Genomic DNA, 20,899 nt, shown 5'->3' with positions numbered 1-20,899 from the left:
CGATTACCGTAGCGGCCATCGATTTCGGGCGCGGTCATGACGACCGAGGCCGCGACCGACGCCGCGACTCCGCAACCGCGGCCCGGCCCCGACCACCGCGGCGCCCGACCCTGACTTAAGCCTGCGGCGGCAGTGCGGAGATGACGGGGTGGTCTTTGGCGAGTACGCCGATCTTGGCTGCGCCGCCCGGGGAGCCGAGGTCGTCGAAGAATTCGACGTTGGCTTTGTAGTAGTCGGCCCACTGTTCGGGCAGGTCATCTTCGTAGTAGATGGCCTCGACCGGGCAAACCGGTTCGCAGGCTCCGCAGTCGACGCACTCGTCCGGGTGGATATAGAGGGAGCGTTCGCCCTCGTAAATGCAGTCCACCGGGCATTCGTCGATGCAGGCACGATCTTTCACATCAACGCAGGGCAGAGCGATCACATAGGTCACAGGGTCAGCAACGCTTCCGTGCGCGAAATGGACACCTGTTCGGCTCGGGAGATCACCTTGACGCGCTCCCGGCCGGGCGTGACCAGATCCTGGGTGCCCAGCAGCCGTTCGTGGGCGTCGAGCGTCTGCCAGCCGGCCCAGGTGGTGAATTCCACCCCGCGTTCGTCCAGCAGGGCCAGAATCGTATCCGCCGTGCTGAACGCTCGGTCGCCGGCGACGAGCGCGGGCAGGTCTTCGACGAGCCGGGTGATGGTCTCGAGGGCGTCGCCCTTGGTGTGGCCGATGAGACCCACCGGGCCCCGCTTGATCCAGCCGGTGGCGTAAAGACCCGGCAGAGGCTCGCCGGCCGCATCGAGCACTCGCCCGCCGTCGTTGGGAATGACACCGCGTACGGCGTCGAACGGCACCTCGGTCAGGGCGCTGCCGCGGTAGCCGACCGCGCGGTAGACGGCCTGCACCGGGTAGTCGACGATCTGCCCGGTACCCCGCACGCCGCCGTCGCCGGTGTGTTCGGTGCGTTCAAAGCGGATGCCTTCCACCCGCCCGTCGCCATACACCTCGAGCGGCGCGTGCAGAAAGTGCAGGTGCAGGCGGCGCGAGGCACCCTGCGGAACCCTGGTCAGCCATCCGTTCAGCGTGCGGGTCATGATCTTCACCTGGTTGTTGCTCGCCACGAGCTGTTCGCTGTGCGAATCGGGCGTGAAGTCCTCGGCGTAGACGACGAGGTCGACGTCGGGAATATCGGCGAGCTCCCGCAGCTCGATCGGCGTGAATTTCACCTGCGACGGTCCGCGACGGCCGAATACGTGCACGTCGGTGACCGGGGATCCGGCGAGGCCAGCGTAGACCGAGGCGGGGATGTCGGTGGTGAGCAGGTCGTCGGCGTGCTTGGCCAGGATGCGGGCCACGTCGAGGGCCACATTGCCGTTGCCGATCACGGCCACATCGGTCGCGTCGAGCGGCCACGTGAGCGGCACGTCGGGGTGGCCGTCGTACCAGGAGACGAAGTCGGCGGCGCCGAACGAGCCGGGCAGGTCGATGCCGGGAATGACGAGCGGCGCGTCGAGAATGGCTCCGGTCGCGAAGATGACCGCGTGGTAGTGCTCGCGCAGGTCGGCCAGGGTCAGGTCGGTGCCGTAGGTGACGTTGCCAATGAAACGAATGCTGCCTGCGTCGAGCATCTCCTGCAACGACTTGACGATGCCCTTGATGCGGGGGTGGTCGGGGGCGACACCGTAGCGGATGAGTCCGTACGGCGTGGGCAGCGAGTCGAACAGGTCGATGGCCACCTCCTGCCCGGCCTCCTGCCCCAGCCGGTTCAGAATATTTCCGGCGTAGATACCGGCCGGGCCGGCACCGATGATGGCAACGCGCAGGGCAGAGAGAGCGGGGGTCATGACAGGCCTTTCAAACAGCGAGAAGAAGCAGAAAAGTGGATGCGCGCGGTCAGCGCAGGCCGGCGGCCATGAGTCCGCGGCGGCGCAGCAGACGTCGCTCGATCGGAGCGAAGACGACGAGTTCGACCAGAATACCGACAAACAGAATCACCAGGATCGTCGCCAGCACGCCGGACAGGTCGGCCAGGACGCGGCTCTGGTCGAGCATGGAACCGAGGCCGAAGCCGATCGTGCCGCCCTGAGTGATGATCTCGGCGGCCATCAGGGAACGCCAGGCGAAGGCCCACCCCTGTTTGAGGCCGGAGAAATAGCCCGGCAGGGCGGCCGGCAGCACCACGAGGGTGGCCATCTCGAAGCGTGAGGCGCCGAGCACGGTCCCGACGCGGCGCAGCTGCGGCGGAATCTGGTCGACCCCGGAGACGAGGCCGTTGGCGATCGACGGCACCGCGCCCATCAGGATGACGAAGTAGACGGTGGCGTCGGTGAGACCGAACCAGATGATGGCGGCGGGCACCCAGGCAACCGAGGGGAGCACCTGCAGGCCGGAGAGCAGCGGGCCGACGGCGCGTCGCACCGGGCGGCATTCGGCGAGCAACAGCCCGATCGGCGTGCCGATGGCGACGGCCAGAAGAAAACCCAGCCCGCCTCGTTCGAGGCTCGTCGTGACAGCGAGCTGGAGTCGGTCGCTGTTCCACGCGCTGGCCAGCGCGGCGAAGACGTCGAGGGGGCCGGGAATCAGGTCGGGCCGGGGCTTGGCGACGAGAATGTAGACCTGCCAGGCCGCGACGAGCGCGATCAGCAGCAGAATCGGCGGCACGACACCGTCGAGGGTGCGGCGAAAGGCGCCGCGGGGTGTTTCGGGAACGGCCTGCAGTGAATCCAGGCCGGCTTCGAGGCGGCGGAGTTCGTCGTGGCCGGGGTCGTGCGCCTTGATGGTGGCAGGCTCAAGCGGCATTGCGGCGGATCTCCTCTCGCAGCTGGTCGGTGATCTCGTCGCCCAGGCGGGCGACTTCGGGGGATTCGATGCGGCGGGAGCCGGTGTCGGTGATGGTCCACTCGTTGACGATGCGCCCGGGGCGCGACGACATCAACAGAATACGTTCGCCCAGTCGCGCGGCCTCCCGCACGTTGTGGGTGACGAAGACGATGGTGCGGCCGGTTTGGCGCCAGACCCGTTCCAGTTCTTCGTGCAGCAGGTCGCGGGTGATGGCGTCGAGTGCGGCGAACGGTTCGTCCATGAGCAGCACCTTGCGGTCCTGCGCGAGCGAGCGGGCGAGCGCCACACGCTGCCGCATGCCGCCGGACAGTTCATGGGGACGTTTGTCGGCGGCGTCGGCGAGGTTGACCAGGTCGAGCAATTCGAGGGCCTCGGCCCGGCGTTCTTTGCGCGGCACACCACGAAGTTTCAGGGCGAGTTCCACGTTGCGGCCGGCGGTCAGCCAGGGGAACAGGGCTGCGTCCTGGAACATGACGGCGGCTTTGCCGCTCGCCACGGTGACGGCGCCCACGGTCGGTTTCTCCAGGCCGGCGATGATGTTCAGCAGCGTGGACTTGCCGCATCCGCTCGCCCCGAGCAGGCAGACGAACTGGCCGGCCGGGACCGACAGGTTGATGTCGTCGAGCACGAGCGGCCCGGTGCCGTAGCGCTTGCCGAGGGCATCGATCGAGATCGCGGCCGGCTCGAGCGCGGCACGGGTCGGGGCCGGGGCTACAGACACGGTGGTCACGGTGACACCTCCGAGCCGGCGCCCGAGCCGTCGCCGGCGCGGGTGGGCTCGCCGGGCGCGGTGACGATGCCGGCGGCGAGGGTCGCGCCGTCCTGCGGGTGGATCACCAGGAAAGCGCCGGAGCGGCGGTTCTGCGTGTAGCGCTCCACGGGCAAATCGCGGGACAAGCGGATGCTGGCCTGCCCGATATCGTTCACGGCCAGGGCTGTGGCCGGTTCAACGGCGAGCGTGCTGAGGTCGAGGCGCCCGGTGACGGCGCTGATCAGGGCCTGCACGACGGTCGTGCCGAATTTCAGGAGCACGCGGGCGCCCGGGGCGAGCGGGCGCGGGTCGAGCCAGAACAGGTCGGCCGTCAGGGTGCGCGTGATCGGCGGCAGGGTGCCGGCGGCGGCGATCACGGCGCCGCGGGCAATGTCGAGGTCATCGGCCAGGCGCAGCGCAACTGACTGCGGTGCGAAGGCCTCCTCGAGCGCGACGCCCGCGAAGTCGATACCGGTGACGGTGCTGGTGCCGCCGCCGGGCTCGACGCTCACCGGGTCGCCCACCCTGATGCTGCCGCTGGCGACCTGCCCGGCGTAGGCCCGGTAATCGCGGTAGGAATCGGCCAGTTCCGGGGCCACGACGACCGCGCCCTGCGGTCGCAGCACGAGCTGCACCGGCAGGCGGAACGCCTCGGTGGCCTGCCCGCGCTCGTCGAGGTCGTCGATCACGGTGAGGGTTTCGAGCAGTTCGAGCAGGCTCGGTCCGGCATACCACGGGGTGCGCTCGGAACGGTCGACGACGTTGTCGCCGACCAGGGCCGACACCGGAATGACGAGCACCTCAGCGATGCCGAGTTCGGCGGTGACCAGGCGAACGGATGCCTCCACCTCCCGGTAGGCGGCCTCGTCGTAGTCCAACAGGTCGATCTTGTTGACCGCGACGATCACGTGCGGCACCCGCAGCAGGGCGACGACGCTGAGGTGCCGGCGGGTCTGCTCGAGCACACCCTTGCGGGCGTCGATGAGCATGATGACGGCATCCGCTGTGGTGGCGCCGGTGACCATGTTGCGGGTGTACTGCACGTGGCCGGGGCAGTCGGCGAGAATGAACGAGCGGGCGGGCGTCGCGAAATAGCGGTAGGCCACGTCGATGGTGATGCCCTGTTCGCGTTCGGCGCGCAGGCCGTCGGTCAGCAGGGCGAAGTCGATTCCGCCGCTCTCGCCGCCGAAGCCGCGCTCGGTGGAGGTACGGGTGACCGCTTCGAGCTGGTCGGCGAGGATGGCCTTGGAATCGTGCAGCAGCCGACCCACGAGGGTGGACTTGCCGTCGTCGACCGAGCCGGCCGTCGCGAAACGAAACAGGGTGCCTTCGGGGGCGGCGACGATGTCGTTCTCGGTGCTGGCCTGGGTGTCAATGGTGAGGGTCATCTGCTATTCCGTTCCCAATCCGCCGGCCGAGACCGGTTCTTCTGCGTGCTTGGCCAGTACCGCGTTGAGCAGTGCCACGTTGAACAGGCCGTTCAAGTCGCCGTCCTTACCGATGCCGGCCTTGACCGCCTCGGCGAGCGAGACCGGAAAGGTCGACGCCAGCGGGTCGACGTTGAACGTCACTTCGGTCAGGGCGCGGGCCAGCACATCGTCGGCGAGAGCCTTGCCGGTATCGGCCGTGAGCTTCGCGTTGATGACCGTGGCGGCGTCGGCCGGGTTCGCGGTGAGCCAGTCGACGGCCGTGACATGGCCCTCCAGCAGCGCCTGAACGGTGTCGGGGTGCTCCTCGAGAAAGGCCTTGCGCACGAGCAGCACGGTGGTGGGAAAATCGCCGTTCTTCCACCGGGAGGCTTCGTTCACGAGAACGTGTGCGCCGGCTTCGAGCACCAGCCGGGACACCCACGGCTCCGGCAGCCAGGCGCCGTCGATCTGGCCGCTCTGGAACAAGGTCAGGGTCTGCGCGTTCTCGGTCGGGGACACATTCACGTCGCCGCCGCCGGTGGTGCTGGTCGTGTAGCCTTCATCGCCGAGCCAGGCGCGCAGGGCGACATCCTGGGTGTTGCCGAGCTGCGGCGTGGCGAGGATGGTGCCGGCCAGGTCGGCCGGGCTGTCGATACCGTCGCGCACGACGAGCGCCGCGCCGCCGCTCGCCGCTCCCGCCACGATGACGGCCGACTGGCCGCCGCTCTGGATGAACGTGTTCACGGCAGGGCTCGGGCCGATATAGGCGGCGTCGATGGCGCCGGCGCTGAGGGCTTCAATGGCGGCCGGGCCGGCATTGAAGATCTGGGTGCTCAGCGTCGTGTCGCCGAGGGCCTCCTCGATGAAGCCGTTCTCCAGCCCGACCAGTGCGGCCGCGTGGGTGACGTTGTCGAAGTAGCCCAGACGCAGTTCGTCGGCTGCACCCTGGTCGGTGGCGGGCTCGGTGCTGGCCGTGGCAGCGCATCCGCTCAGAAGAAGGACCGTTCCCAGCATGAGAGCGCCCAAACGTAGCGAATTTCTCATTAGAAATATCCTTCCTTCTTGCGGTCTTCCATGGCGGCTTCGGAGATGCGGTCGTCGGCGCGGGTTGCGCCTCGTTCGGTGATGGTGGAAACGCCGACCTCGCGCACGACGTCGGCGACGGATGCCGCGTGCGAGTCGACCGCGCCGGTGCAGCTCATGTCGCCCACCGTGCGGTACCGCACCGTGCGGGTTTCGACCGTTTCGTCGTCGCGAGGCGGGCTGACCGGGCTGATGGCGCGCCACATGTTGTCGCGGCGGTAGACCTCGCGCTCGTGGGCGTAGTACAGCGGGGGCAGTTCGATGTTCTCGCGTTCGATGTAGCGCCAGACGTTGAGTTCGGTCCAGTTACTGATCGGGAAGGCACGCACGTGCTGGCCAACGGTGTGGCGGCCGTTGTAGAGGTTCCACAGCTCGGGGCGCTGGTTCCGCGGGTCCCACTGGCCGAATTCGTCGCGCAGCGAGAGGATGCGCTCCTTAGCACGGGCCTTGTCTTCGTCGCGGCGGGCGCCGCCGAAGACGGCGTCGTGCCGGCCGGCCGCGATCGCGTCGAGCAGCGGCATGGTCTGCAGCGGGTTGCGGGTGCCGTCGGCCCGTTCGGCCAGGCGACCGTCATCGATGTAGTCCTGCACCTGAGCGACGACGAGCCGCACGCCGTGAGCGGCGACGGTTCTGTCGCGAAACTCGAGCACCTCGGGAAAGTTGTGGCCGGTGTCCACGTGCAGCAACGAGAACGGGATCGTGCCCGGCCAGAACGCCTTCGCGGCGAGGTGCAGCACCACGACCGAATCCTTGCCGCCGCTGAACAGCAGCACGGGGCGTTCGAATTCGGCGACGACCTCGCGAATGACGTGGATCGCTTCGCTCTCGAGCACGTCGAGTTCGGAGAGGCGGTGGGTTGCGATGGTCATAGGTGGAGCCCGCATTCTGTCTTCTCGAGGGTGGCCCAGCGGCCGGAACGGGGGTCAGCGCCCGCCGCGACGGGCTGCGTGCACGGGGCACAGCCGATGGAGGGGTAGCCCTGGGAGAGCAGCACGTTCACCGGAACGTGATGCTTGACGGCGTAGTCCATCAGTTCGTCGTAGCTCCAGGCGGCGACCGGGTTCACCTTGACCAGGCCGTTGCGGTCGTCCCAGGTGACCAGCGGTGTGTTGGCGCGGGTGGGCGCTTCGTCACGGCGTACCCCGGTGAACCACAGTTCGTAGCCGCCCAGCGACCGCTGCAACGGTTCGACCTTACGCATCGCGCAGCAAGCGTTCGGGTCGCGGGCGAACAGTTCGGCGCCGTGTAGGGCGTCTTGCTCCGACACGGTGGCGAGTGGCAGCACATCAACGACGGTGACCGGCAGGGCGGCGGCGACCGCGTCGCGGGTCTCATAGGTCTCGGTGAAGTGGTAGCCGGTGTCGAGGAAGAGCACGTCGACGCCGGGCAGCTGTTGTGACACGATCTCGGGCAGCACCGCGTCGGCCATGGAGCAGGCGACCGCCACTGTGTCGGCGCTGAAATTGCGGGCGACCCAGGCGACGACCTCGGCGGCGGTGGCCTCACGGCCGTTCGCTGCGGCGGCCGAGGCGAGTTCGGCCGAACCGGCTTCGGCGAGGGCCTGCAGTTCGGCGGCCGGTCGACGCGGCGGCAGGGCGCGGGCAGCGGATGCCGCGTTCAGGTTGATGGCGCTCATTTGAGGTCCTCCTCGTCGGCGCGGTGCGCCCACTGGGCAAAGGTTTCGTCGGTGTCGGCGCTGCGGGCGGCCAGGAAGCGGCGTACGAGGCGTTCGACGTAGTCGGCGAGGTCGTCGGCGGTCACCTTGAGGCCGCGCACGGTACGGCCGAGGCCGGCCTCGTCCCGGTCGACGGAGGCGAGGCCGCCGCCGAGGTGCACCTGGAAGCCGGGGGTGGAGCCGCCGTTGCCGTCCGGCAAAAGCTGGCCCTTGAGCCCGATGTCCGCGGTCTGGATGCGGGCGCAGGAGTTGGGGCATCCGTTCACGTGCAGGGTGATGGGGTGCGGGGCGGCGATATCGGCGAGGCGCTTCTCGAGCTCGAGGATGGCATCCGTTGCGGACTGCTTGGTCTCAACGATGGCGAGCTTGCAGAATTCGATACCGGTGCAGGCCACGGTCGACCGGCGGAACAGGCTCGGGCGGGCCGAGAGTCCGATCTCGTCGAGGGCCGTGATGAGCGGTTCCACGTGCTCTTCGGCCACGTCAAGCACCACGATCTTCTGGTGTGGGGTCGTGCGCAGGCGGGTCGAGCCGTGGGCTTCGAGCAGGTCGGCGAGCCTGATCAGGGTCTGTCCCGAGACGCGGCCGACAAAGGGGGCGACGCCGATGTAGAAACGGCCGTCCTTCTGCTTGTGCACGCCCACGTGGTCGCCCTGCGTCTTCGGGCGGGGAGCGGCGGGGCCGTCGGGCAGGGTGTAGCCGAGATATTCGTCTTCGAGAATACGACGGAACTTCTCCGGTCCCCACTCGGCGAGCAGAAACTTCAGGCGTGCCTTGCCGCGCAGTCGGCGGTAGCCGTAATCTCGAAAGATGGAGGCGACGCCGCGCCAGACTTCAGACACTCGGTCTTCGGCGACGAACGCGCCGAGGCGTTCGGCCAGCCGTGGGGTAGTGCTGAGCGCTCCGCCGACCCAGAGGTCGTAGCCGATGCCCAGCTCGGGGTGGTCGAGCGCGACGAGGCCGATGTCGTTGATCTCGTGCACGACGTCCTGGCTGGGGTGGCCGGTGATGGCGGTTTTGAACTTGCGGGGCAGGTTGGCGAATTCGTCGGTGCCGAGAAATTTGCGGGCGAGTTCGTTGATGGACTCGGTGGGGTCGATGAGTTCGTCGGCGGCGATGCCGGCCACGGGGGAGCCGAGGAACACGCGCGGCACATCGCCGCAGGCCTGGGTGGTTTCAAGCCCGACGGCCTCGAGGCGGCGCCAGATTTCGGGCATGTCCTCGATCTGAATCCAGTGAAGCTGGATGTTCTGACGGTCGGTGATGTCGGCGGTGTCGCGGCCGAAGTCGCGGGACACCGCGCCGATCACCCTGGTCTGTTCGGTGCTGAGCTGGCCGCCGTCGATGCGCACGCGCAGCATGAAGTAGCGGTCTTCGAGCTCTTCGGGTTCGAGCGTGGCGGTCTTGCCGCCGTCGATGCCGGGCTTGCGCTGCGTATAGAGGCCCCACCAGCGAAAGCGACCGTGCAGGTCGGTGCCGTCGATCGAGTCGAAACCCTGCTTGGAGTAGATCTGTTCAATGCGGCCGCGCACGGCGAGGCCGTTGTCGACCCGCTTCCACTCCTCATTACCGTTGAGCGGTTCGGTGCCGTCGATCTTCCACTGGCCGTTCGGGCGGGTCGACGGCCGCGGCGGGCGGGCGGCGGGCAGCTTGGACGCTGCCGGCGTGGTGGCGAGCTCCGTCGCATCGGTCTGCACCGTTTCGGTTTCGTTCGGCACGTCGGCTCCCTCGGTTTGCGGCACTGCCCGGTGGTTTCGAACCGAAGCAACGACTTCACGCTACTGCGCCACACGAACGGGGGAGTCGGGCGCGGTCATGTGCTGTCACACACTGTCACGCGGCGTCACATAGTTTGCGGGGGTTGTGAATGCTGTGCGGTCAGCGACAGACGGGCGTGGCTGGGAGCATCCGCTTCTCTGGCGCTGCGCCGCAGCATCCCGCGCTCGCGCGCCTCACCGCGGCGAAGCCGTCGGCACCCCCGTAGGCTAGGGACATGGCTGAACGCACCCCCTGGTCCCTCTCCGGCGCACTGCGCGGAATGTTCGCGAAGAAGACCATCGACGCCGACACCTGGGACGACCTGGAGGACGCCCTGCTGCAGGCCGACTTCGGCCCCACCGTCACCGACGCGGTCATCGCCGACCTGCGCGCCAAGGTCGCCCGGTACAACACGACCGACCCGACCGATTTACAACGGATGCTGCGCGAAAGCATCGAAGAGCGCCTCTCGGCCCTTGACTCCACTCTCACACTGTCTGAGCGCCCTGCAGTCGTGCTCGTCGTCGGGGTCAACGGGGTCGGCAAGACCACGACGATTGGAAAATTCGCCAAGTTTCTGCACACGTACGGCCGCAGCGTCGTGATCGGCGCGGCCGACACGTTCCGGGCCGGTGCGGTCGAACAACTGTCGACCTGGGCGGAACGCGCCGGCGCGCAAATCGTGAAACCGCAGATGACCGGCCAGGATCCGGCATCCGTCGCCTTTCAAACGGTCGAGAAGGCCAGGAACGAGGGCATTGAGATCGTGCTCATCGATACCGCCGGGCGGCTGCAGACCAAGGGCGGCTTGATGGACGAGCTCACCAAGATTCGCCGGGTGGTCGAGAAGCAGGGTCCGATCGCCGAGGTGCTGCTCGTGCTCGACGCCACGACCGGCCAGAACGGGCTCGCCCAGGCCGAGGCCTTCATCGAGCACGCCGGGGTGACCGGCCTGGTACTGACCAAGCTCGACGGTTCGGCGCGCGGCGGCTTCGTGCTGGCCGTGCAGGAGAAGACCGGTATTCCCATCAAACTGGTCGGGCAGGGTGAGGGCATCAACGATCTCACCGGATTCACCCCGCACGTGTTTGCACAGAAACTGGTCGGCTGATGAAGAATTTTAGAGGAGCACTATGAGCATCGAACACGATTTCTTCGGAATTCTCGGCGACGAAGACGAGGGTGAGGTCTACTGGTCGGATTCCGCCGAGCTCGGCGACCAGAGCGTAGAGATCGACCTCAGCTCACCCGATGAAGATTCGGTCACCGCCGAAGCGCTCGACATTGCCGCGGCCATGATCAGTTCGATGGAAGACCTGGACTCTCAGGTGCGGGAGTCCCTCGTGGCCGATCTGTCGGCCGAGGTCTCGGTGACGAGCCAGTACATCAGTGAGCAGCTCGAGGAGATGGACCAGGAGGCGATTGAAAACGCCATCATCTGGGATTCCGGCGACCAGCAGATCGACTTTCTGCGCTCCCTGCGCCTGCAGCGCATTGGCTTTCACCCGCACCACAACGGCAGCGAGGCGCACTTCGCCGTGCTCGAGTATGCCATCAGCCCCGACGACACCGACGGCCTGCTGGTCGTGACGATCGACGTGCACGGCGACACCGTGCAGGTGGCCCTGGACAGCTAATTTTCTTGGACGGGGCCCGGGCCCCGTCCAGGGGCCCAGTTTATAAACTGGGCCTCTGGCCATTAGGTGGGCCCGGAGGCCACACTCGACCTACCCCAGGTGCACTGCGGTCCCCGCGCCGAGCAGATCCTCCCGGCGCGGGCGCACCAGGAAGAACGCGATCGGCGCCGCCGCGAAGATAATGACGGCCGCCCACAGGAAGGCGGACTGGTACCCGCTCACGAGGGCACCGAGCTGCACCGCCTGCGACGGCACCTTACCAACCAGGTACGAACTCACGGCAGCGGTGTATAGCGCGGTGAACAGGGCCGCCCCGAGCGATCCACCGATCTGCTGCATGGCCGTCACCGCGGCGCTCGCGGCGCCGGCGTCGTGCTCGGCGATCCCCGACAGGGCCACGTTCTGCAGCGGAACGAAGATCATCGCGAGGCCGGCGCCGAGCAGAATGAGCCCCGGCAGCACCTCGAGCGCGTAGTTGCCGCCCACCGTGATCTGCGTCAGCCAGAGCAGCCCGGCCGCGCCGACGATCGGCCCGACAGTCATCGGAATGCGCACGCCGGTGCTGGCCAGAAACTTCGACAGCAGGCCGGCACCGATCATGATCGTCACGGTCATCGGGAGTGAAGCCAGACCGGACTGAATCGGCGTGTAGCCCAGCACGATCTGAAAGTACAGCGTGAGAAACAGCAGCCCGCCGAGCAGCGCGGCGCCCGAAAGCAGCGCGGTGAGAAAGGCCCCGCCGCGCACCTTGTTCGCCATGATGCGCAGCGGCAGCAGCGGATGATTCGACCGGCTTTCCACCAACACGAACAGCAGCAGCAGCACCAGTCCGAGGGGGAGGCAGACCAGCACGGGCCACGTTCCCCAGCCGTTCTCTGCTTGTGCGAAGCCGAACACCAGGGATCCCAGTCCGAGCGCCACAAGAATAGCCCCCGGTACGTCATACCGGGTATTGCCGTGCGCCTTGCTCTCCCGAATCACCGGAACAGCGGCCGCAATCGCCAGGATCGCGATCGGGACGTTCACGTAGAGGCACCAGCGCCAGCTCGCATACTCCGTGAGCACCCCGCCGAGAATGAGACCGACCGCCGCGCCGCCGCCGGCGATCGCGCCATAGACGGCGAAGGCCTTGATGCGGTCCTTGCCGCCGGGAAAGTTGACCGTGAGCAGGGCGAGCGAGGCAGGCGCGAGCAGCGCGGCGAACAGGCCCTGCAGCCCGCGGGCGGCGAGTAGCTCCCAGGTGCTCTGCGCCGCACCACCGAGGGCGGACGCAATGGCGAACCCGGCCATCCCCACAATGAAGGAGCGCTTACGCCCCCAGAAATCCGCGATGCGCCCGCCGAGCAGCAGCAGCGCCCCGAACACGAGTGAGTACAGGGTGACGACCCAGGTGCGGTCGCCGTCGCTCATACCGAGCGCTTCCTGCGCCTGGGGGAGCGCGATGTTCACAATGGTGCCGTCGAGCACGACGGTGAGCTGGGCGAGGGCCACAATGGTGAGCAGCCACCAGCGGCGCGGGTTGGGTTCGCTCTGTTTCAGCGAAGCGGATGTCGCCCCCGCCGACGCGGGCGGCGCGGTCGTGGGACCAATCGTGTTGGCCGATTCGGGCGAAACGGTTTGGGGCGAAACGGTGGTGGGTGGTGGAGTCGACATGTCCGCCACCTTATCGTGCAAACCGAACGAACTAGTTCGTTTTAGATGAATTGTTGGCTATAGTCGAGATATGGCACGCGACGGAGCAGACCCCCAGACTCGTATTCTCAACGCGGCGCGCACGGAGTTCGCGGCCTACGGTCTCGCCGGGGCTCGCATCGACCGCATCGCTAAAAGTGCGTCCGCGAGCAAGGAACGCCTCTACGCGTACTACTCCGACAAGGAGCAGCTCTTCCTCGAGGTGCTGGAGCTGAACCTGCGCGAGTTCGCGAGCGACGCCGTGCTCACTGACCACGACATGCCGGCCTTCGCCGGAGCCCTGTTCGACCACGCGGTGCAGCACGGCGACCACCTGCGCATGATCGACTGGGCGCGCCTGGAGACCGACGGCACCTGGCTGCCGGCCCTCGAGGTCATGCTCGGCTATCGGGACGAACAGGTGCGGCGCATCCGTTTGGCGCAGGCGGCCGGTCGAGTCGACGCCGCGTGGGATCCAGCGCAGCTCATGACCCTTATCTTCGGCGTCGCCACCGCGTGGATGCATGAGCCCGGAGCGGTGCTCGCCTACGGCGGTACGCCCGACCCGGCGGCGATCCCGGTGAGGCGAGCCAACGTCATCCGCGCGGTCGAGCGCCTGGTCGCGCCGGCAGCGCTCGCAGTGGATGCAACGCGCGCCGCGGCATCCGTTTCGAACTAGCTGCGGCCACCGGTTAAACTAAACGCATCATGGCTACTTTTGGAAACCTCTCAGATCGTCTTGCCGAGACGTTCAAAAACCTCCGCACCAAGGGCAAGCTCAGCGCAGCGGATGTCGACGGCACCGTTCGTGAGATCCGCCGCGCGCTGCTCGACGCCGACGTGGCCCTCGAGGTCGTCAAGGACTTCACCGGCAAGGTGCGCGAGCGCGCCCTCGGCGACGAGGTCAGTAAGGCCCTGAACCCGGCCCAGCAGGTCGTGCAGATCGTCAACGACGAGCTCATCACCATCCTCGGTGGCCAACAGCGTCGGCTGGAATTCGCCAAAAAGCCGCCGACCATCATCATGCTCGCGGGCCTGCAGGGTGCCGGTAAGACCACCCTCGCCGGTAAGCTCGCCAAGTGGCTCGCCAAGGACGGTCACACCCCGCTGCTCGTCGCAGCCGACCTGCAGCGACCGAACGCGGTCACCCAGCTTGAGGTCGTCGCCAGGCAGGCCGGCGTCGCCGTCTACGCGCCCGAGCCCGGCAACGGCGTCGGCGACCCGGTCAAGGTGGCCCGCGACGGCGTGAAGTACGCCCTGCAGAAAGTGCACGACGTCGTCATCGTCGACACCGCCGGCCGCCTCGGCGTCGACGCGGAACTCATGAAGCAGGCCGCGAACATTCGCAAGGCGATCGATCCGGACGAGGTGCTCTTCGTCATCGACGCCATGATCGGCCAGGACGCCGTCGCCACGGCCAAGGCCTTTCAGGACGGCGTCGACTTCACCGGCGTCGTGCTCACCAAGCTCGACGGCGATGCCCGCGGTGGCGCGGCCCTCTCGGTGGCCTCGCTCACCGGCCGCCCGATCATGTTCGCCTCCACCGGTGAAGGCCTCGACGACTTCGAACCGTTCCACCCCGACCGCATGGCCGGCCGCATCCTCGACCTCGGTGACATCCTCACCCTGATCGAGCAGGCGCAGGGCGCATTCGACGAGGACGAAGCCCGCAAGGTCGCCGAAAAGTTCGCGACCGATACGTTCACCCTCGACGACTTTCTCGGCCAGATGCAGCAGCTGCGCAACATGGGCTCCATCAAGAAAATGATGAGCATGCTGCCCGGCGCCGGCGCCATGAAGGCGCAGCTCGAGAACTTCGACGAGCGCGAGATCGTGCGCACGGAGGCCATCATCCAGTCGATGACCAAGCTGGAACGCACCACTCCGAAGCTGCTCAACGGATCTCGCCGCCTGCGCATCGCCAAGGGCTCAGGGTCGAGCGTCACCGAGGTCAACCAGCTCGTGCAGCGCTTCGAGCAGGCCGCCAAGATGATGAAGACCGTCGCCAAGGGCGGAATGCCCAACATTCCCGGCATGGGTCCGATCCCCGGCGCCGGTTACGGCGGCAAGCCCAAGGTTCAGCAGAAGAAGAAGGGCTCCAAGTCGGGCAACCCGGCCAAGCGCGCCGCCGAGAACGCCGCTCTGGCCGCGGGCGTCAAGCCCGCTGGCGAAACCGCGTCAGCGGATGCCGCCGGCTCGGGTTTCGGCCTCGGCTCCGGCGCCCAGCCCGGCAAGGGCAAGGCCGGCGGTCCCACCGAAGAGGAAATGGCGGCGCTGCAGAAAATGCTCGGCCGGTAGTTCGCCCCCCGTGCCGGGCCATCTCTGGACGGGGCCCGGGCCCCGTCCCTGGGCCCAGTTTATAAACTGGGCCCGTGTTCATAAGGTGGGCCCGGCGCGCGTGCTGCGAACCCACGATCTGAATACGGCCAGTTCCCGGTCGCGGCTCAGCCCGGGCGCGGCTCTAGGCTGGACACATGACTTCAACGAGGAATCAGAACGTGCGCATCGGCGTGCAGATCGCGCCGCAGCACGCTGAGTACACGAAGATTCGCGATACCCTCACCGAGGTCGAGTCGCGCGGCTTTGACGTGGCCTTCAACTGGGACCACTTTTTTCCGCTCAGCGGTGAGCCCGACGGACTGCACTTTGAATCCTGGACCATCCTCGCCGCCTGGGCCGAGCAGACCACAACAATCGAATTCGGCGCCCTGGTCAACTGCAACAGCTACCGCAACGCCGACCTGCAGGCCGACATGGCCCGCACGATCGACCACATCAGCGGCGGACGCTTCATCTTCGGCACCGGCGCCGGCTGGTTCGAACGCGACTACCAGGAATACGGCTACGAATTCGGCACGCCGGGCACCCGGCTGAACGCCCTCGACGACAGCCTCAACCGCATCGCAGCGCGCTGGGTAAAGATCAACCCGCCGCCCACCCGCGAGATCCCCGTACTCATCGGCGGTGGCGGCGAAAAGAAGACCCTGCGCATCGTCGCCCAGCACGCCGACATCTGGCACTCCTTCTCCAACCCCGAAGTGCTTGAGCATAAGCTCGGCGTGCTCAGTGCCTGGTGCGACGAGGTCGGCCGCGACCTGAGCGAGATCGAGATCTCCACCGAACTGCGCGGGCGCACGGTGCACGACGCCGACGCACTCTACGACCTCGGAACCCGCCTGTTCACGGTTGGCATCTCCGGCCCCGACTACGACCTGGGCAAAGCCATCGACTGGCTCGCCTGGCGAGACAGCAAGAACGCCTGACCAAACGAAAGCGGATGCCTCGCAGCAGCCAGCCCGTCTAACTCCCGAGCCCCTGCGCGAGTTCGTGGCTGAGCGCCGCGACGACCGCGGGCAGGCTCCCGTCAGCCAAAGCGGCGATGGCCAGCTGCCGCTGGTAGCTGGCGCCGTCGTCGATGATGCGGTGGAGGCCGAGCAGCTCCGGCAGGCAGCCGAGCCGCTCGGCTGTGGGGGAGAGGGTCTCGATCAGGCGACGCACATCATCCGTCACCAGGCATTCGGCGCCGGCAGCATCGAGGATGATCTCTGCGCCCAGACCGTAGCGCGCCGCGCGCCACTTGTTTTCGCGCACGAACCACGGCTGCATGCGCGGCACGTCTTCGCCCGCGTCGAGGCGAGTGGACATCCACTCGACGAGGCACTGGATGAACGCGGCGATCGCGCCGAGCTCCACGGTGGTCGAGACGCCGTCGCAGACGCGAATCTCGATCGTGCCCCAGCGCGGTGACGGGCGAATGTCCCAGCGCACCTCGGTGACGTCCTCGATGATGCCGGTCGCCGCCAGGTCGTCGACGTAGCGCTCCCAGGCTTCCCAGTCGGGCAGATCCCAGGGCAGGCCGGCGGTCGGCAACTGCTGGAACATCAGTGAGCGGTTGCTGGCATAGCCGGTGTCGACGCCGGCCCAGAACGGGCTCGACGCGCTGAGCGCCTGCAGGTGCGGCACGTAGGTGAGCAGGCCGTTCATGATCGGAATGACCTTGGCTTTGTCCTCGATGCCGACGTGCACGTGGATTCCCCAGATCATCATGTTGCGTCCCCACCACCGGGTGCGGTCGATGAGCTTGTGGTAGCGGGCCTTGTCGGTGACGATCTGGTCGAACCACTGCGCGAACGGATGCGAGCCGCTGCAGATCACGTCGACCTCGCGTTCCGCCAGGGCGCGGCGCACCTCGCCGAGCTGGCCGGCGACATCCGCTACGGCGTGGCCGACGGTGTCGTGCACACCGGAGACCAGTTCGACCGTGTTGAGCAGCAGCTCGCCGGTGATCGTGGGGTGCGCGGAGCCGTCGGGGCCGCGCAGGGCGTCGAGCACCTCGTCGGCGATGTTGACCAGGTCGCCGGTCGCGCGGTCGACGAGGGCGACCTCCCACTCGATGCCCACGGTGGAGCGGGCGGATCGGGCGAATTCCAGTGACACAGGGTACTCCTTGGGTGGGCCGGTGAAAGCCGTAGACGGCCGATTATCACAATGTAGGTAATCTCTGACAGTATGATTAGTCGCGATCCGTTGTGCCCGACCCTCTATCTCGGTGCAACGTGATCCTATAGAGCTTATGCCGAGTGTGCCCCCACGCTCACGGCCCAAGGTTCGCCAAACACCGAATCAACACTGGAGAATTGTGGCTGTCAAAATCCGTCTGAAGCGCATGGGTAAGATCCGTGCACCGTACTACCGCATCGTCGTTGCCGACGCGCGCACCAAGCGCGACGGTCGTGTCATCGAAGAAATCGGCATCTACCACCCCACGGAGGAGCCCTCGGTCATCGAGGTCAAGTCCGAGCGTGCGCAGTACTGGCTCAGCGTCGGCGCTCAGCCGACCGAGCAGGTTGCTGCACTCCTCAAGCTCACGGGTGACTGGGGCATCTTCAAGGGCGACAAGAACGCCAAGAGCACCGTCAAGGTGAAGGAACCGAAGGCTGCTTTCGTCGCCGACGAGAAGAAGAAGCCGGTTCTCAAGCCCAAGGCCGAGAAGCCGGTCGCCAAGGTAGAAGAGGTTGCTGCCGAAGCAACCGAAGAGGCGTAACTGTTGCTTGCTCCCGCGCTCGAACACCTCGTCAAGGGGATCGTTGATCACCCGGACGATGTGCACGTTGCAGAAAAGAATTCTGCAAGAGGCGAGGTGCTCGAGGTTCGTGTGAACCCCGAGGATCTCGGCCGGGTCATTGGTCGTGCGGGTCGCACCGCCAAGGCCCTGCGTACCCTCGTTGCAGCTCTGGCCGATGGTCGACGCGTTCGCGTCGACGTCGTCGACACCGATTTCTAGTTCAGTGAACGACACGACGGTGGACGACAGCGAGAAGGACCGCACCCAGCAGTTACGGGTGGGGCGCCTGACCAAGGCTCACGGCCTCAAGGGAGCAATCAAGCTTGAACTGTTCACGGATGACCCGGGACGACGTTTCGTCCCGGGCGCCGTGTTCACGCTGCAGGTTCCGACCGGTTCGGCCTGGCACGGCAAGACGATCGAACTCGTCGAGCTGCGCTGGTACAACCAGCACGCGGTCGGATTTTTCAAGGATGTCGTCGACCGCAGTGCGGCCGAAGCGCTCGCGAAGGCGATCCTCTGGATCGACGCGGATGTCGCCGAGCAGTCGGATGAAGAAGACGCCTGGTACGACCACCAGCTGGTCGGCCTCGCCGTCATGCGTGACGGCGTGCGCATCGGCACCATTGGTCGCCTCGAGCACATGCCCGCCCAAGATTTGCTGATCGTGAAGACGCCTACCGGCGACGTCATGATCCCGTTCGTAAAGGCTATCGTGCCGAGCGTCGACGTGAAGAACGGCCTGGTCACGATCACGCCGCCGCCCGGGCTGCTCGAAGAGCTCCCCGAAGACCCGGCTGAAGCTCCTGAAACGGATGCCGACGCGGCCTCTGCAACGGATGCCGCGGCATCCGCTCTTACGGCCGACTAAGACTTCGACCGTCCCGTGCCGGGCTGTCTCGTTGTGTTTCACAGCGGAACCGCCCGGCATTTGTGCGCCGCGAGAGCTAGACGTTCAGGCGGTAGCCGCGCTTGACCACCGTCGCGACCAGCCCGGGCACGCCGAGCGTCTGCCGCAGCCGGCTGAGCGAAACCTCCATGGCGTGATCGTCGGAGTCGCCGGCCAGCGCGAGCGTGAGGTCCTCGCGGGAGACGACCGCGCCGCGGGCCCGCATGAGCGCCCGCATGATGGCGAGCGCCGTCGGCGGCAGCTGCACCCGCTCCTCGCCGACCTGCACGATGGAGCCGCGCAGCTGCACGAGCCCGTTCTGGGTCTCGACCCGCTCGATCATGTTCTGCTCGAGGTGTTCGCAGACCAGCCGAATGAGCGCGCCCATGCGAAACCGAGTCGGCTGAATTGGGGCTATCCCGGCCGCCATCAGCGGTGCGCTGGTTACCGGGCCGACGGCGGCCGCGCACACCTCGGAGCGCAGCGCCGCTATCAGCTCGGGGTACATTTCCATGCCCTCGGCCGCGGTGAACAGGGCGTGCACGGCCGGCGCGCTCGTGAACGTGACGCAGTCCAGCTGGCGGGCGCAGATGGCCTCGACCAGCTTGTAAACGCGCTCGTCGGTGTCGTCCATGGCGATCCAGCGGTAGGGCGCGACGACGAGCACACGCTCGTGCACGGCCCGCAACCGGTCCAGCTGCACCTCGTCGGTGGCGCCGTGCACCTGGATGCCGATCACGAGTCCCGGCGGGTACTCCGCCAGAACCTTATCGACGAGCGAGGCCGTCGTCTCGGAATCGCTCATTCCCGAATCGTTCAGCCCGGTCGCACGAATGCCGCCGCGCGCTTTCGGCCCGCGCACGAGAATGGTTGTCTCGGCCAACGCGTCGGTCAGCGCGGAGCCGATGCCGTCGGCCTCGGCCACCTCGAACCAGCGGCGCACCCCGTAGCCGGTCGTCGCGAGCAAAACATCGGGCCGCGCCGCGATCATCAGGCGGGTGTCTTCGAGTAGCGGGCCGTCCTGCTGGGAGTGCGCGATGCGCAGCGTCGGCGCGTGCACCACGCGGGCGCCGCGCCGCTCGAAGGCGTCGATCAGGTCGCTTGAACGCCGATCGCTCGTGACCCCGATGCGAAACCCTTCGAGCTGGTTCGGCTGCAGAAACGGCGCCGCGACCTCGATCGGTTCGGTCGCTCCCGGCATGCGCACATGGTGCGCGTGCAGATCCGGCGCGGGCAGGTCGGGTGAAGCGGATGCCAGAGCCTCGCCCCCCGACACACCGCCCGTTCCCGAGACCATCCCGCCCTCGTCGTTGGCGCCGGCCATCAGTCAGTCTCCTCGAATGCGGCCGCTCTGGCCACCAGCTCTTCGGCAGAGGTGTCGCCGCTGAAGGCGAGGCGCACGACCTCGCCGACGACCAGAACGGCGGGGCTGCGCACGCCGGCTGCTGCAGCATCCGCCAGGACCGTCGACAGGGTGCTCACGGTGGTGCGCTGGGTGGCGCTGAACCCGCGCTCGATGATGGCCACCGGCATGCCGGCGGACATGCCGTGGCGCAGCAGGCCCTGGCTGAAGGTCGGTAGCGTGCCAACGCCCATCAACACGACGATGGTGCTGCCGAGCAGGGTGAGGCCTTCGAGTTCGTTGTCGGTGAGTGGCGCGTGCCCGCTGATCACGGTGAAGGCGTGGCTGATGCCGCGGTGGGTCAGTGGAATCCCGGCCGCGGCCGGCACCGCGATTGCACTCGTGACGCCCGAGATCACGGTGACCGGGATGCCGTTGCGGTGGCAGGCGAGCACTTCTTCGCTGCCGCGACCGAACACGTAGGGGTCGCCGCCCTTGAGCCGCACCACGCGCTGGCCGGCGAGGGCATGCTCGACCATGAGTCCTTCGATCCCGGTCTGCGAGACCGGGTGGTTGCCGGCGCGTTTGCCGACGTCGATCAGGATGGCCCGGGGCGCGAGGGAGGCGAGGTCGTCGTTGGGGGCGAGGCGGTCGAACAGCACGACATCCGCTTGTTCCAGCGCTGTGACGGCGGCCATGGTCAGCAGTTCGACGGCGCCGGGGCCGCCACCGACCAGGATGACCGACCCGGTGCCGACTGACCCAGGCCTAGGGGAACTCTGGGCTGTCATC

The 20,899-nt window shown here is 67.3% G+C and carries 21 protein-coding genes; 8 read left to right on the top strand and 13 right to left on the bottom strand.

Annotation, left to right across the window (positions count from 1 at the left end; all coding sequences use genetic code 11):
- Positions 1–115: 115 nt before the first annotated feature.
- The 9 genes from fdxA to BMW72_RS07530 are packed head-to-tail and all read right to left on the bottom strand — an operon-like array spanning position 116 to position 9,442.
- The gene (gene fdxA, locus BMW72_RS07570) at positions 116–433 is read right to left on the bottom strand and encodes a ferredoxin (protein WP_092108944.1); all 318 of its coding nucleotides are present in this window, start codon (positions 431–433) and stop codon (positions 116–118) included.
- A complete protein-coding gene (locus tag BMW72_RS07565; RefSeq protein WP_092108942.1) occupies positions 430–1,830 on the bottom strand; it encodes an FAD-dependent oxidoreductase in 1,401 nt (466 codons plus the stop codon). Before BMW72_RS07565 ends, fdxA begins: the two co-directional genes overlap by 4 nt.
- 49 nt (positions 1,831–1,879) lie before the next feature.
- Positions 1,880–2,785 carry an ABC transporter permease gene (locus BMW72_RS07560; protein WP_092108939.1) on the bottom strand — a complete coding sequence of 302 codons (906 nt, stop codon included), beginning with the start codon at positions 2,783–2,785 and terminating at the stop codon, positions 1,880–1,882.
- The gene (locus BMW72_RS07555) at positions 2,775–3,557 is read right to left on the bottom strand and encodes an ABC transporter ATP-binding protein (RefSeq protein WP_092108936.1); all 783 of its coding nucleotides are present in this window, start codon (positions 3,555–3,557) and stop codon (positions 2,775–2,777) included. Before BMW72_RS07555 ends, BMW72_RS07560 begins: the two co-directional genes overlap by 11 nt.
- Positions 3,554–4,966 (bottom strand): sulfate adenylyltransferase subunit 1, encoded by a 1,413-nt coding sequence (locus BMW72_RS07550; RefSeq protein ID WP_092108934.1) that lies wholly within the window; start codon positions 4,964–4,966, stop codon positions 3,554–3,556. Before BMW72_RS07550 ends, BMW72_RS07555 begins: the two co-directional genes overlap by 4 nt.
- Positions 4,967–4,969: 3 nt before the next feature.
- Positions 4,970–6,031 carry an ABC transporter substrate-binding protein gene (locus tag BMW72_RS07545; RefSeq protein WP_092108931.1) on the bottom strand — a complete coding sequence of 354 codons (1,062 nt, stop codon included), beginning with the start codon at positions 6,029–6,031 and terminating at the stop codon, positions 4,970–4,972.
- On the bottom strand, positions 6,031–6,939 hold the full coding sequence (cysD, locus tag BMW72_RS07540) for a sulfate adenylyltransferase subunit CysD (protein WP_174721736.1): 909 nt from the start codon (positions 6,937–6,939) through the stop codon (positions 6,031–6,033). The genes BMW72_RS07545 and cysD overlap by 1 nt, the downstream gene beginning before the upstream one ends.
- On the bottom strand, positions 6,936–7,706 hold the full coding sequence (locus tag BMW72_RS07535) for a phosphoadenylyl-sulfate reductase (protein WP_092108926.1): 771 nt from the start codon (positions 7,704–7,706) through the stop codon (positions 6,936–6,938). The genes cysD and BMW72_RS07535 overlap by 4 nt, the downstream gene beginning before the upstream one ends.
- Positions 7,703–9,442, bottom strand: coding sequence for a nitrite/sulfite reductase (locus tag BMW72_RS07530; protein ID WP_092109141.1), 1,740 nt, complete (start codon positions 9,440–9,442; stop codon positions 7,703–7,705). Before BMW72_RS07530 ends, BMW72_RS07535 begins: the two co-directional genes overlap by 4 nt.
- A 296-nt stretch (positions 9,443–9,738) precedes the next feature.
- On the opposite strand from BMW72_RS07530, the gene ftsY reads away from it, so the two are divergent.
- A complete protein-coding gene (ftsY, locus tag BMW72_RS07525) occupies positions 9,739–10,614 on the top strand; it encodes a signal recognition particle-docking protein FtsY (RefSeq protein WP_092108923.1) in 876 nt (291 codons plus the stop codon).
- Between the two features lie 22 nt (positions 10,615–10,636).
- Positions 10,637–11,140: a DUF2004 domain-containing protein gene (locus BMW72_RS07520; RefSeq protein ID WP_092108919.1), complete on the top strand. Its 504-nt coding sequence runs from the start codon at positions 10,637–10,639 to the stop codon at positions 11,138–11,140.
- A gap of 90 nt (positions 11,141–11,230) precedes the next feature.
- Here BMW72_RS07520 and BMW72_RS07515 read toward each other — a convergent pair whose 3' ends face one another.
- The gene (locus BMW72_RS07515) at positions 11,231–12,793 is read right to left on the bottom strand and encodes an MFS transporter (RefSeq protein ID WP_092108916.1); all 1,563 of its coding nucleotides are present in this window, start codon (positions 12,791–12,793) and stop codon (positions 11,231–11,233) included.
- 70 nt (positions 12,794–12,863) lie between these two features.
- Here BMW72_RS07515 and BMW72_RS07510 point away from each other — a divergent pair, with 70 nt between their 5' ends.
- From BMW72_RS07510 to BMW72_RS07500, 3 genes are all read left to right on the top strand, one after another.
- A complete protein-coding gene (locus BMW72_RS07510; protein WP_092108913.1) occupies positions 12,864–13,490 on the top strand; it encodes a TetR/AcrR family transcriptional regulator in 627 nt (208 codons plus the stop codon).
- A 29-nt stretch (positions 13,491–13,519) separates the two neighbouring features.
- Positions 13,520–15,109: a signal recognition particle protein gene (gene ffh, locus BMW72_RS07505; protein WP_092108911.1), complete on the top strand. Its 1,590-nt coding sequence runs from the start codon at positions 13,520–13,522 to the stop codon at positions 15,107–15,109.
- 176 nt (positions 15,110–15,285) lie between these two features.
- Positions 15,286–16,074, top strand: coding sequence for an LLM class F420-dependent oxidoreductase (locus BMW72_RS07500; protein WP_092108908.1), 789 nt, complete (start codon positions 15,286–15,288; stop codon positions 16,072–16,074).
- 37 nt (positions 16,075–16,111) lie between these two features.
- Here the strand turns inward: BMW72_RS07500 and BMW72_RS07495 are convergent, their stop codons facing one another.
- Positions 16,112–17,248, bottom strand: coding sequence for a glutamate--cysteine ligase (locus tag BMW72_RS07495; RefSeq protein ID WP_092108906.1), 1,137 nt, complete (start codon positions 17,246–17,248; stop codon positions 16,112–16,114).
- Between the two features lie 202 nt (positions 17,249–17,450).
- On the opposite strand from BMW72_RS07495, the gene rpsP reads away from it, so the two are divergent.
- The 3 genes from rpsP to rimM are packed head-to-tail and all read left to right on the top strand — an operon-like array spanning position 17,451 to position 18,747.
- Positions 17,451–17,855, top strand: coding sequence for a 30S ribosomal protein S16 (gene rpsP / locus BMW72_RS07490; protein WP_092108903.1), 405 nt, complete (start codon positions 17,451–17,453; stop codon positions 17,853–17,855).
- Between the two features lie 3 nt (positions 17,856–17,858).
- Entirely contained in the window at positions 17,859–18,095 is a 237-nt protein-coding gene (locus tag BMW72_RS07485; RefSeq protein WP_092108900.1) for an RNA-binding protein, read from the top strand.
- A 4-nt stretch (positions 18,096–18,099) separates the two neighbouring features.
- Entirely contained in the window at positions 18,100–18,747 is a 648-nt protein-coding gene (gene rimM / locus BMW72_RS07480; protein ID WP_241984027.1) for a ribosome maturation factor RimM, read from the top strand.
- A gap of 76 nt (positions 18,748–18,823) precedes the next feature.
- Here the strand turns inward: rimM and BMW72_RS07475 are convergent, their stop codons facing one another.
- Together BMW72_RS07475 and cobA are read right to left on the bottom strand one after the other, a co-directional pair.
- Positions 18,824–20,089, bottom strand: coding sequence for a uroporphyrinogen-III synthase (locus BMW72_RS07475; protein ID WP_241984026.1), 1,266 nt, complete (start codon positions 20,087–20,089; stop codon positions 18,824–18,826).
- The gene (gene cobA / locus BMW72_RS07470) at positions 20,089–20,898 is read right to left on the bottom strand and encodes a uroporphyrinogen-III C-methyltransferase (RefSeq protein ID WP_092108895.1); all 810 of its coding nucleotides are present in this window, start codon (positions 20,896–20,898) and stop codon (positions 20,089–20,091) included. Before cobA ends, BMW72_RS07475 begins: the two co-directional genes overlap by 1 nt.
- Position 20,899: the final 1 nt, after the last annotated feature.

The organism is Cryobacterium luteum, assembly GCF_900110125.1.
Lineage (GTDB): Bacteria > Actinomycetota > Actinomycetes > Actinomycetales > Microbacteriaceae > Cryobacterium > Cryobacterium luteum.
The sequence above is the reverse complement of the archived record's forward strand: the minus strand, read 5'-3'. Positions and strand labels throughout refer to the sequence as shown.